The organism is Pirellulales bacterium, assembly GCA_035939775.1.
Classification (GTDB): domain Bacteria; phylum Planctomycetota; class Planctomycetia; order Pirellulales; family DATAWG01; genus DASZFO01.
The window spans coordinates 13,359-26,330 of sequence record DASZFO010000110.1; the positions used below are offsets into that span (position 1 = coordinate 13,359).

9 protein-coding genes are annotated in these 12,972 nt (G+C 60.9%); 7 read left to right on the forward strand and 2 right to left on the reverse strand.

Annotation, left to right across the window (positions count from 1 at the left end; translation table 11 throughout):
• Positions 1-11: 11 nt before the first annotated feature.
• A complete protein-coding gene (locus tag VGY55_06915) occupies positions 12-1,409 on the forward strand; it encodes an AAA family ATPase (GenBank protein HEV2969703.1) in 1,398 nt (465 codons plus the stop codon).
• Here the strand turns inward: VGY55_06915 and VGY55_06920 are convergent.
• On the reverse strand, positions 1,372-2,787 hold the full coding sequence (locus VGY55_06920; GenBank protein ID HEV2969704.1) for a diguanylate cyclase: 1,416 nt from the start codon (positions 2,785-2,787) through the stop codon (positions 1,372-1,374). The genes VGY55_06915 and VGY55_06920 overlap by 38 nt on opposite strands.
• Positions 2,788-3,041: 254 nt before the next feature.
• Between VGY55_06920 and VGY55_06925 the strand changes: the two genes are divergently transcribed.
• From VGY55_06925 to VGY55_06950, 6 genes are all read left to right on the forward strand, one after another.
• Entirely contained in the window at positions 3,042-4,199 is a 1,158-nt protein-coding gene (locus VGY55_06925; protein HEV2969705.1) for an FHA domain-containing protein, read from the forward strand.
• 18 nt (positions 4,200-4,217) lie between these two features.
• Positions 4,218-6,554: a tubulin-like doman-containing protein gene (locus tag VGY55_06930; GenBank protein ID HEV2969706.1), complete on the forward strand. Its 2,337-nt coding sequence runs from the start codon at positions 4,218-4,220 to the stop codon at positions 6,552-6,554.
• Between the two features lie 153 nt (positions 6,555-6,707).
• Entirely contained in the window at positions 6,708-7,802 is a 1,095-nt protein-coding gene (locus VGY55_06935) for a DUF3500 domain-containing protein (protein HEV2969707.1), read from the forward strand.
• A 7-nt stretch (positions 7,803-7,809) separates the two neighbouring features.
• Positions 7,810-9,069, forward strand: a complete 1,260-nt coding sequence (gene thiO / locus VGY55_06940) for a glycine oxidase ThiO (protein HEV2969708.1) — start codon at positions 7,810-7,812, stop codon at positions 9,067-9,069.
• Complete coding sequence (locus tag VGY55_06945; GenBank protein ID HEV2969709.1) at positions 9,059-10,306, forward strand: hypothetical protein; 1,248 nt, start codon at positions 9,059-9,061, stop codon at positions 10,304-10,306. Before thiO ends, VGY55_06945 begins: the two co-directional genes overlap by 11 nt.
• A gap of 160 nt (positions 10,307-10,466) precedes the next feature.
• The gene (locus VGY55_06950) at positions 10,467-11,528 is read left to right on the forward strand and encodes a hypothetical protein (protein HEV2969710.1); all 1,062 of its coding nucleotides are present in this window, start codon (positions 10,467-10,469) and stop codon (positions 11,526-11,528) included.
• 137 nt (positions 11,529-11,665) lie between these two features.
• Here the strand turns inward: VGY55_06950 and VGY55_06955 are convergent, their stop codons facing one another.
• A complete protein-coding gene (locus tag VGY55_06955) occupies positions 11,666-12,562 on the reverse strand; it encodes a DUF502 domain-containing protein (protein HEV2969711.1) in 897 nt (298 codons plus the stop codon).
• Positions 12,563-12,972: the final 410 nt, after the last annotated feature.

Genomic DNA, 12,972 nt, shown 5'->3' on the forward strand with positions numbered 1-12,972 from the left:
CCCAATTCAATATGGCAACCGACACCCTTGAGCACGCCGAATCGCTGTTGGCGGCGTTGAAGCTCGATGATGGATTTCGCCCTCAAGAACCTCGCTCCGAGGAAGATAGTGGACTGAGTGCGACGCTGATCGAAGATCTGGCATTGAAATACCTCTCAGGAAAAGGCGCGGCGAGCGGTCGGGCAATTGCCGACCATCTTTGCTTGCCGTTGGTCGTGCTCGAAAATCGTTATGCGGCAATGCGGACTCGGCAGGAGATTTCGCCCGTCAGCTCGGGCATGCTAGGCGACCACGTGTACCGATTGACCGACCAAGGTCGCGACAGGGCGCTGCGCGCGATTCATGAATGTGCTTACGCCGGTCCGGCGCCGGTGCCGCTGGAAGATTATGTCAACTCGGTTCGGGCCCAAAACATTCGCAGCGAAAAGCCGCGTCGCAAGCATTTGGAAACGGCGTTCTCCGACATTCTTGTTTCGCCAGAACTTTTGGGCCAACTTGGGCCGGCGATCAATGCGGGCAAAGGAATGTTCATCTATGGCCCTCCGGGAAACGGAAAAACGACCATTGCTCAGCGAATTACCCGTTGTTTCGGGCAAACGATCTTCGTCCCTCACGCGATCGTCGAAGACGGCCAGATCATCAAGCAGTTCGATGGCGCATGTCATCAGCAGGTCCGTTCGGCGACGGAGAGCTTGCTGAGGAACGCCGAATTCGATCGTCGTTGGGTCCGAATCCAACGGCCGACGGTCGTGGTCGGCGGCGAATTGACGATGGATAACTTGGAGTTGAAACACAACGCAGTTTCAAACGTCAGCGAAGCGTCGCTGCAACTTAAGAGCAACTGCGGCTGCCTCTTGATCGACGACTTTGGGCGTCAGCGCGTGAACCCCGACGAGCTATTGAACCGCTGGATCGTGCCGCTCGAAAACCAGGTCGACTACCTGACGCTCGCCAATGGCAAGAAGATCGAGGTGCCGTTCGAGCAACTGATCATTTTCTCGACAAATCTTGAACCGGATAAGCTCGCCGACGATGCGTTCCTGCGCCGCATCCCTTTCAAAATCGAGATCGGGGCTCCGACCAACGAAGAGTTTCACATGCTCTGGCAATTGGTGGCAAACAAACAGCACATCGACTGCCCGCCGGAGATGGTGGATTACCTCATTCGCAAGCACTACGCGGCCTGTTCGCGCCCCTTGCGACGCTGCCATGCTCGCGATTTGCTCGAGCAAATCCAGCATTATTGCGAATACAATGAAACGGATCCGACCGTCAACGAGCAGCATCTCGACTACGCGGTCCGCAACTATTTCACCGCGTTGCGGGGCGACCAGACCGAGCGAGCAGTCCCCGAGCAGGCAAGTGAAACTGCTATTGATCGGTGCCAGACGCTAGCTCGAACTCGTTGACCAGCGAGCCGACGAGGAGGCTTCGAGAATCGTCCAGGGACGGTTCGTCGCTCGAGAAAGTAGCCGAATTGATCGGCTCGATGAGCGATAAGAACCCGCTGCAGGTGAGATATCCGATGGGGCGATGTTCGGCCACGACGACCATGATCAGGCAGCCTTGGGTCGAAAACGCTTCGTAGATCTCGGGAAACGCCGCATTGTGTGCGATGGTGACGGGTTGGGTGAGGGCTTCGCCTCCCTTGGAGTTCGGTTCCCACGCGGCGAATGCGTCGGTCGCCGGCGCCGGCGAGGCAACGCCGACCAATCGACCTTCGCGATCGACGAACGGCCACACGGGCGCCCCACTGCGCCGCAGAGCGGCGAGCATCGCCTGATTCGCTGAATCGCGATCGAGCACCGCGGGAAACGGCTCCATGATGTCTTGCGCGATTACGTTCGCAAACGGGCTGCCAGCGGCGAGTTCGTTCTGCCAACTTGATAGCTCTTGCGCAAACTCGTTTTGTTCAATGGCGCAGTCGCCGCCCGATTGCTTGGCGATCGACAACGTTTCTTGCCCCTGCTCCAAGAGTTGTTCGGAGCTGACGCCGACCCGCCACGGCACGATCGCCGTGGTCACTGATAGCCGAGCGCGCGATTCGCGATCGACCTGAGCGGCACGAAAACCATGAGCGACTTGCTCGGCAATGACGCGGGCCGCGGCCGCCGTTCGGCCCGGCAACAAAACCTGGAAAGTTCCGTCGTCGATGTAAGCCGCAATCGCCTGGCCGCTCGCGTTGTGTTGAATCGACTTTGCCAGCGCCGCGAGCAGGCTCCGTGCGGCGGATTCACCCTCCTCGCGACAAAGTCCCGCGAAGAAATCAATCGACGTGGTGATCAAAGTGTGTCCCAAGGTGACTGATTTTCCTTCGGTTGCAAACTTGCTCAGCTTGCGCAAAAGACCACGCACGGAATACATTCCGGGCAGCCGGCTTCTGGAAGATTGGGACCGCATTCGGTTTTCGAACTCAAGAATTCGGGCGCCGGCTCGAATTCGGGCCAACAGTTCGCCTCGACTGACCGGAACGCGCAAGGCATCGTTCGCGCCGGCGGCAAACCAAGCCGTCAAATCCATGGACGCCGCCGGGTCGTACAGGAAAATCCGATAAACCGGGTTGTCCGAGCGGTGCGCAAGCGTGGCTTGCGTGGGACCGGATATCGAACGTCCGTCGAAAAGGACAAAGTCGGTTTCACCGAATTGCCGCCATGCCGCGCTTTCACCGACGTCTTTGCTCGTTACAACCGTGTAGCCGACGGCGGTCAGCATCCAAGATAAGTCGTGCAGAACGCCTGTATCGGGGGAAACGATCACAATTCTCAAGGGGCGCGCAGGATTCGACATGGATTTACCTATTCAGATGCCCCGGTTTGGCCGTTTGGTCCGCTTTCAACTTTAGCATGGGACGGTCTCGTCCGCCGGAAACCGCCGTAGAATTGCGCCGGAACTCGCGCCGAGTGCTAGAGTTGGATTGAGGCGTTCCACGCCTCCGCTCGAGCGACCGGGAAACTGGCCTCGCGCTAATCTTGCTGAACAACGATTCGGGGACGAACCAACGTGGAGTTCCCCACCGCCTCGCCAACTTCATCGGTCTAGTCGTGCCGCCAATTTCCCTTTCCAGCAGTCCGCCGTCGGCTCCGCGCCTCGAGTTCTTTCAGGACGGAAGCAGCGAGCTGCACCGCGTTACGATCGAGCATAGTCCGTTCAGAATTGGGCGATGCGAAACCTCCGATCTCAGGATCGATTCAGTCCAGGTTTCGCGCGAACATGCCCAACTTTATCAACGAGGAAACATCTGGACCATTCGCGATTTGGGCAGCACCAATGGCACGCAAGTGAACGGTAAGTTGGTGCGAGAATCGTTCTTATCCGACGGGGATATTCTAGCGATTGCGGAAACCGAGTTGACGTTTGTCGCCTCGTCGGTCACACCGTTCCAGAGAATGGCGACGCAGCCGATTCTACCGCGGGAGTCGAGCAGACCGCCTGCGCTCTTGCCGTCCGAAATCGCCATCATGCGCGCGTTGACGGAAGCCACGCTTTGGCAGGCGATTTCACTGCAATTGGCGATGGTCGTTTCGCTAGGAAGTGGCGAGGTCGAAGCCTGTTTCGCACAATTGGCGGAGACGGCGAGCTTCGCCCATCCCGAAATGCACTTCCACGCAGTTCATGCCCTGGGCAGACATTATCGAGAGCTTTCTCGACGCCGCGCGATCGAATTGGCCCAAGCTCAACCCACGGCGAACCGCATTTTTGTGGCCGCCGACGTCGCCGATTTCGAATCGCCGGAGCAACTGTTTTCCGATTTAGAGCCACTGCGAGATCGGATCCCGCTCGATTGCGAGCTGGGAGTTACGATCTCGTTGCCGGGCATTCTCGATCCCACGGCGCTCGACGACGTTTATCGCGAGGTTCGCAGAGCGGAACTATTGCTGGGCTTCGTCAATTTTCAAGGCAGCACGGGTCAAGTGTTGGAACTCGAATCGTGCGCGCCGGATTATTTGGTCTTGTCCGACACGATGTTGAAGGGCGTGACGGCAAGCAGCCAACCTCTGCGTCGGTTGGAACTGGTGCTTTCGACCTGCGAGCAGCTCGGCATCAAGGCGGTTCTTCCGCAGTGCGCCTGCCAGAGAACGATTGCTCAATGCCGACAACTCGGTTACGAGTTTGCCGTGCAGACGATGACGGCGCACGAAAACGCTGACCGCCGCAACGTAGTGGCCCTTGCCGGCTCGCGAGGAGACCGCAACTGGTAGGGTCGGATTGGGATTGTCATGACCACCAGCATTCAACCTCGTGAAGAGGTCTTTCCGGGCTATCTGCTGACGGAACGGCTAGGCTCCGGTGGCTACGCCGAAGTTTGGCGCGCGCGCGCTCCCGGCGGAATCGACAAGGCCGTCAAAATCGTCTACGGCTACTACGACGATCAACTGGCGGCGCAAGAAATGAAGGCGATGGAGCGGATCAAGGACGTCCGTCATCCGTTCGTGCTGTCGCTCGAACGATTCGAAGTGGTCGACGGCCGGCTCGCCATCTTGACCGAACTTGCCGATATGAGCCTGGAACAGCGCGCCCAGCAGTGCCGCGCTCAAGGGTTGCCGGGCATTCCCCGTGACGAGCTGTTGCGGTTCATGGCCGACACGGCCGAAGCTCTAGACTACCTGGCCCAGCGGCATAGCTTGCAACATCTCGACATCAAACCGGCGAATTTGCTGATCTCGGGCGATCACGTGAAGGTCGCCGATTTCGGATTGGTGAAAGAGTTGGCGGCGCGCACCCAAAACTCCATGGTGGCGGGCATGACTCCCACCTACTCTTCGCCGGAAATGTTCGACGATGCGCCGTCGCCGCATAGCGATCAATACAGCCTGGCGATCGTTTATCAGGAAATGCTGACCGGCGTCTTGCCCTTCCCCGGGCGAACGGCTGCGCAGCTTGCCAATCAACATTTGCGATCCCAGCCGCAATTGGCGGCGCTTGCCGAGAGCGACCGGCCAGCGGTAGCTCAAGCTTTGGCCAAGAATCCTGCCGAGCGATTTCCATCGTGTCGTGCATTCGTGAAGGCGTTGGTCGAAGCGGTCGATCGATCCGCCACTCCGGCCGCGGCCACAAGCCAATCGAATGAACGAACTGGGATTCGCGGTCACGATAGGTTTTGCCCGCCAATCGCGACGGTGCCGCGAGGTTCCGACCCCGTATTGCCGTCGAGGTCCTCCGCGAGCGCCGCGACGGCCACGCAGCCGACCGAAGTGCAACCGCACGGTACGATTGACACCAAAGCGGAACTAAGATTCGCAGCCGAGGTGCGGCCCCGGGAAAAAATCGTCGACTTCGCGGCCCCCGTGGTTGCTTCGGCGGTGAAAACGACGCAGCCAACGCTGTATATCGCCGTCGGCGGGGTTGGCATTCGAATTCTTTGCCGGCTTCGCGACTTGCTGGCTCGTCGCGCAGACGCGTCGCAACGATCTTCGGCCGTGGAAATGATCGCGATTGACACGGATCGCGCAGAACTTAAGGATGCGTGCTCGGCGAATTGGACCAACCCACTTCCAGCGACCGACGCACTCTACTTGTCGTTAAAACTGCCCCAAGAGTATCGCGACGAGGGACGAGGCAGTTTCGAATGGTTGAGCCATCGCTGGCTTTACAACATTCCGCGTTCGCTGGAAACACGAGGCTATCGCCCACTTGGCCGACTTGCGTTGGTCGATCATGTTGACAAGGCATTGTCCCTCATCGATCGAAAAGTGGAGGGATTGGCGGCGATCCACACCGACGATGTCGATCAACAAGAGCCGACGGAAATTAGCGTCGTGTTGTTGTTGGGCATGGGGGGCGGCACGGGCGGCGGCATGGCCATCGACCTGGCAAACGCCGTACGGTCTCGCACGCAGGCTTCAGGACTCCGAGCCCAGGTTCAAGGCGTGCTGATTTGCACCTGCCTGGGAAACACCAGCGCTTCGCCATTCTCGGTCGCAAATACTTACGCTTTGCTCACCGAGCTGCAGTTCGTCTCCGTATTTGGCAATCAGGGGCCACAAGGAGAGTCAAGCGGTTTGCAGCAGTTGGAGTCGCGCAATCGGCCATTCGATCTGGTTTACTGCGTGACGACAAAACACGGCGCGGATCAAGCCGTCGACGACGGGCTGTGGTCGATCGCGAAGCAATTGTCTTTGGCGTCAGCCGATGGCGTTCGTCAAATGCTGCAATGTTGCCAACAGGCGGCAACTCCGAAAGAACTGGGAGGGTCGGAGCCCCTATTGTTGCGAACATTTGGAAGCGCCCCGAACCCCGCATTGCAAGCGGACGCGCAGCAAACGCTCGCCAGGGCGGACGTCGATTTGCTGCAATGCGGATATGACCGACGCACTTTGATTATCGTGCCGTCAAGCGCTAAGACGAATGAAGCGATCGACGCGTTGACCAAAGCCCGGCCGACAGCCGCGATCGTTTCCGCCGACGTCGACGAATCCGTTGTCTTTTGCGAAGGTTCGGGCATTAGCCCATCATCGTTGGCGCGCGGATTCGAGCGGGTTTATCCTGGAATCGCCGAGGCCGCCGGCCGTCTCTTCACGCGCATCGACATTGACTGGACTGCTTGGACGTTGTGAAGTCGTCGAGCTGTCCGGTTTAGCTTGAGCCCCCGCATTGCGGCCTGCCTTGCCGTGGTGTTTAATAACGGGTGCTTTGGCCGCCGTTGCGGCCGATGTGCCACGCGCGGCGCTGGTTCGATGAACTCTTGACCCGTCAGGGAGGCTATTGCCATGTCTAAAGCCCAAACGAATCGCCCCTGTCCCGATTGTGACGCGGAAACCGAATGGTTCAATCGCCGGGAATTCATGCGCTCTGCCGGTGTTGCGGTCGCGGCGGGTGCAGTCGGCGCCGCCATCGGCTCGTTGCCGGTGCACGTGCTTGCCGGCGAAACTGCTGGGTCGGTTCCTAGCATTTCGCAAAAACCGGAGTCGATCGTCAAGCAGCTTTACGATTCGCTCAGTGAAAGCCAAAAGGGCAAAATCTGCTTTGATTGGGATTACATGGACAAATTGCCGGGGGCGAAGAACCGCGGCCTGCTGCGAACTCGCGTGTCGAACAACTGGAATATCACTCCCACGATGATCAATTCCGAGTTTTACACCAAAGATCAAAAACAGATGATCCGCGAGGTCTACGAAGGGATCCTCAATCCCGACTGGATCAAGCGGGTGGACAAGCAAATCGAAGACGACGCCCACGGCTACGGCGAGCAGCAGAGCATCGCCATCTTCGGGCATCCGGGCGTTGACAAGTTCGAGTTCGTGATGACCGGCCGCCACATGACGATCCGCTGCGACGGGCATTCGGCCGATCACGTAGCCTTCGGCGGGCCGATCTTTTACGGCCATGCCGCACAAGGGTTCAACGAAAAGGCGGACCATCCGGGCAACGTTTACTGGTATCAGGCTCTGGCCGCCAATAAGGTCTACGGGATGCTCGACGAGCGGCATCGCAAACTGGCGCTGGTCGAGAAGCTGCCCAAGGAAGAGGCCGCCGGCTTCCGCGGTCCCGACGGCCAGTATCCTGGTGTGCCGGTCACCGAGCTTTCGAGCGACCAGAAGGAAGAGCTGCAGAAAGTGCTCGGCAAGTTGGTCGAGCATTATCGCCAGAGCGATCAAGACGACGCCTTGCGCTGCCTGAAGGTCCAGGGCGGGCTCGATAAATGCTCGCTGGCCTTTTATCGCGAAGGAGACATCGGCGACGACCAGGTCTGGGATTGCTGGCGGCTCGAAGGGCCGGCCTTCGTCTGGTATTTCCGCGGCGCGCCGCACGTCCACGTCTGGGTCAACGTGGCCGACGATCCGACAATCAAGTTGAACGCCTAGGAGGGGATTGGGGGCTGGGGACTGGGGGCTGGGGACTCGGGAAAAGGGACGGGAAAAACAACCGCCATCGGCGGCGTTCTTCTCCAGCCCCCAGCCCCTAGTCCCCAGCCCCTGGCCGCTGCGGCTCCGCCGCACCATGCACGATTGCCTGATTGTCGGCGGCGGCGTAATTGGACTTTCGCTGGCCTACGAATTGGCGCGACGCGGGATGAAGGTCCGCGTGGTGGATCGGCAACTCCCCGGCCGCGAGGCCTCGTGGGCGGCCGCCGGAATCATGCCCCCAGCGCCGAGCCGGCCCGATCTCACTCCGCTCGAACGGCTGACGGCGCTGAGCATGCGGCTCCACGCCGATTGGGCCGGACGGCTCCTCGAAGAGACGGAAATCAACTACGGCTATCAGCGGTGCGGCGGATTCCAACTGGCAGACAGTGATGCCGCGGTCGCCGAACTCCAGCGGCAAGCGGCGATCTGGCGGCAAGACGGGGTTGCCGTCGAGTCGCTATCCCCCGCGGCAGTCAGCGAGTTGGAGCCGGCGCTGGCCGAGGCCGCCGAGAGTGGCTTGCTCCGCTCGGCCCTGTTGCTCCCCGATGAAGTGCAAATCCGCAATCCGCGCTTTTTGCAAGCCCTCACCTCCGCCTGCGCCGCTCGCGGAGTCGAGATCACGGCCGGGGCGGAGGTCGAGGAATTCGACTGTGATGGCGGGCGAATGCGCGCCGTGCGAACGCGCCACGGGCAGCTTGTGGCCGATCGGTTTTGCATCACCAGCGGCTGCTGGAGCGGCCTACTGTTGGCACGGCTGGGGATTCCGGTCGCCGTTAAGCCGATCCGCGGGCAGATCGTGTTGCTCTCGATGCCCGATATGATCCTGAAGCGGATCGTTTACGTCGGGCCGCATTATTTCGTCCCGCGCGACGACGGGCGGATTCTGGTCGGCTCGACGCTCGAAGACGTCGGCTTCAATCGGCAGACCACGTCGGCCGTGATTCGCGATCTGCTCGATTTGGCGATGGCTTGGGTTCCCGCCCTCCGTGAGGCCGATTTCGAGCGCTGTTGGGCCGGCTTGCGACCTGCCAGCGGTGACGGACTGCCCTATTTGGGGCGCTTGCCGGGCTTGGATAATGCCTATGTGGCCGCGGGACATTTCCGCAGCGGGCTGATTCTCTCGCCGGCGACCGCCGTGGTGATGGCCCAGTTGATTCAAGGGCAAGAGCCGGCCGTCGATTTGCATCCTTTCCGGGCGGAAAGAGAGTTGGCGCATGGCCGTTGACACGCCTGCCCGAATCGCGATCCTGGGGGCCGGGCCGATCGGGCTGGAAGCGGCGCTCTACGCTCGATACTTGGGCTACGACGTCGATCTTTACGAGCGCGGCCGGGTCGCGGAGCATCTGCGGCAATGGGGGCACGTCCGGCTGTTTACGCCGTTTTCCGCAAACTCCTCTCCGCTCGGCGTAGCCGCTCTGGCGGCACAAGACACCGATTGGAAGCCGCCCGCTGCCGACGCGCTCTTGGCTGCCCGCGAGTTGGTCGAGCGCTATCTCGTGCCGCTCGCGCTATCCGATCTGCTGGCCGATTGTCTTCACGAGCGGAGCGAGATCGTGACAGTCGGGCGCGGCGCTTTGCTCAAGGGAGACCTCTCGGGCGAGGAGCGCGCGGAGGCCGATTTTCGCTTGCTGCTGCGATCGCACGGCGCGGCCGGCGAGCCGCTCGGCGATCGATTCGCCACGGCCGACGTGGTGATCGACGCGACTGGCGTTTTTTGTCAGCACAATTGGCTAGGACAAGGTGGCCTTCCGGCGATCGGCGAATCGGCCGCCGCGCCCCACATCGAGTACGGCCTGCCAGATATCTTGGGGCGCGATCGCGAGCATTATGCGCATCATCATACGCTGGTCGTTGGCGCCGGCCACTCGGCGGCGGCGGCGGTTGTCGCGCTGGCCCGATTAGGACACGAAGCGCCATACACCAGAGTGACCTGGGTGGTGCGGCGCGACAGCGAGGCTGATGGCGGTCCGATTCGCCGGATCGCCGGCGATCCGTGGATCGAGCGCGATCGTTTGGCTTGCTCCGCGAATCAGTTGATCGGCGGCGAGATCGGACATCTGTCGTTTTTGCCCGGCACCGCGGTCGAGCAGATCACGTGGCATGGCAGCGGCCATCCGTTTCAAGTTCGCCTCGCCGGCCGGCAAGCCGTCGAGATGGAGGTGGACCGGATCGTGGGGAACGTTGGATTCCGCCCGAACGGCCAGATTTATGCCGAATTGCAAGTGGCCGAGGATCCGGCAACGGCGGCGCCGACTCGCTGGTTTGCGGAGCAAGAACCGGCAGCGCTCGTGACCGCGGAGCCGGATTTTTACGTTCTGGGCGCGAAGAGCCTCGGCCGAGTTTCGCAGTTCACGATCGCCGACGGGCTGAAGCAAATCCGCCAGTTGTTCACGATCATCGGGGATCGTCCGGATTTGGATTTGTACTCGGGCCAAAGGCTGGCAGCTTATGTCCGAAGGTAGGTCGTGCGATGCACGCCGTGGCCGACGCTGCCAGCGTCGGCGAAAACCCGATGCCAGAGCCAGTTTTCACGTCTTGATTCGCATTCGTCTAAGAGGGAAAATCAGATAAGAGTTCTCGCTATGCGATAGTTTTGAGATCAAGCCGAAGAGGAGGCTGACCATGCTGGCTCCAAACCGGAATCCGACGTGGATAGGCGTCGTAATCGCGAGTATTGCCGCCTTTGGCGCGCTTTCGCTCACCCGCGCCGACGACGCCCCGCCGACGGAAAAGAAAGACGCGGCCAAGTCGCAGCCATCGCGGGCCGAGATTGGGCAGTGGATCAAGGACCTCGATAGCGACACCTTCGCCACTCGTCAGACCGCGGCCGAGATGCTCTATCAGACCGGGAAGCCGGCGATCGAGCCGGTCGCCGAGGCCTCCGTCGGCAGGAGTCTTGAGGTGACGATGCAGGCGATCAATATCCTCCACCGGCTGTCGCAATCCGCCGACAAAGAAACCCATGATGCGGCCAAAGACGTGCTCGAGCGGCTGGCGAAGAGCGAAAGCGCCGCGGCCGCTCCGGCTAAGCAAGCGCTCGCCCCGCCCCCCGCGGCCAATCCACCGATGGCAAACCCGGCCGTCGTTCGCGGCTTCGGCGGTTTCGGCGGCGGCTTCGGCGGAAACATCCAGATCATGCCCGGCGGCGCGATTCCCGCTGGCGGAATGCAGGTGTTTCGCATTCAAGCCAACGGGGCCAACGCCCATCGCGTCTCCGATGTGAACGAAAACGGCAAGCGCACCCACATCGAGGAAGACCAAAACGGGATCGAGGTCAAGGTGACGGAGAAGGTCAATGGGCAAGAAAAGACCGACACGTTCAAGGCCAAGGATGCCGACGAGCTGAAGAAGAAATTCCCCGAGGCACATAAGCTTTACGAGAAGTATATGAATGGTCCCGGCATCCAGATCCAAGCTCAGGCGATTCCAATCCAGATTGGCGGCCTCTTCCCACCCGGTGCTCTTCCGCCCGGATTCGCTCCTCCAGCCGCGCAAAACACCGAGGCGCAAAGACAAGCCGCGCGCGCGATCGCCGAGGCGCAGAAGCGGATCGCCGAGGCGACCGAGAAGCTGAGGAAGAACACCGGCTCGGCGCCCAACGCCGGCGAGTTGAAGCGAGCGGCCGATCAACTCGACGAGGCCCGCAAGCGCCTCGACGAAGCCCGCGACAAACTTGGCGACTAACGCCCCGCAACCCAGCCGAAGAACGGCTAACCGATCCGGCGGGGAGAAGGGGACAGCCCCCGTTTTGCTGCGCCGACCATCGCGGCGATGGTGCCCTCGCAAAAGGGGGACAGTCCCCGCCGGATTGGTTAGGCGTTCTACACGCGCGATTCGTCGATCGCCGCTTTCGGTTTCCCTGGTATCTGCTGCGGCGGGAGCACCACGCCAAAGCTGATGATATAGTGCACCGCTTGATCGACCGTCATGTCGAGATCGAGCACCTGGCTCTTGGGCACGAGGCGAACGTAGCCGCTCACGGGAACGGGGTTCACGTGCACCAGCACGGCGAGCACCGGTTCGCCGGCCAGCTCGCGGACCTCGCGCAGCCCTTCGCTGGCGACGAAGCCGATCTGCCATTGTCCCCGCGAAGGGTGCTCGAAGGCGATCACCCGTTTGAACTCCAGTTCCTTCTCCGTGAACATGTAGTCGGTCACTTGTTTGGCGGCGCCGTACACGCTGCGGACGACCGGAAGCTGCGTGATGCCATACTCGAAATGATCCCAGAATACTCGCCCCACGCCGGCCGCGAATAGGCTGCCGAGCACATACATCACCGCGACGAACACGATCAGAAAGATCGGCACGACGAACACCGGCCGTAGATAAACGATCTCGACATAGCGGCGATAAAACTCGCCGCCGCTCGTCGGCGGAGTCGCCGAGCCGAGCCCCTTGAGCACCGTGGTGTAGACGGCTAGCGGAATGAACTGGCCGTTTTCAAGCTGGCGGTATGACGTCGAATCCAAGACGAACACGCCCGGCTCATCCCCCGGCTTGGCGCCGGGCAGCTCATCCCGCACGTCGGCCAGCTTGAGCGCCAGCAGATTCCGAGTTTCCGTCGTCACCGGCTCGAGGACGTAACCCTTCACGGTCTGCCAAATCCAGACAAGGATCACGATCGTCAACAACGGCGGCAACAGCACGCCGAGGCCGCTGAGCAACGCGCTGCGAAACGGCCGCAGGCGACGCACCGGAATGGCAGGTTGATCGGGCACGAAACAAATTCGAAGTACGAAGGACGAAGGACGAAAACGGGAACTGCACTCAGCTTATATTACGGCTTGCTTCGAGGGGAGCGAAAGGGTAAGACACAGGTCGAAAGCTTATCGGGAAACACTTTTTGGGAGATCGACGATGCGCACCCGTCCTCGCACCGAACGGGCCAAGGGCCTCAAGCGGCGCCGCTGCCCGAAATGCCACGCCCTCTTGCACCCGCAACGCAAGCGCTGCAAGAAATGCAGCAAAGAACTCTAGGAACGCCTAACAAATCCGGCGGGGACTGTCTCCCTTTTGTGCGGGCACCATCGTCACGATGGTCGGCGGAGCGAAACGGGGACTGTCCCCTTCTCTCAGCCGGTTTAGAGCCTATCCGAATTCCGCCGGGGACTGTCCCCCTCTCCGCAGG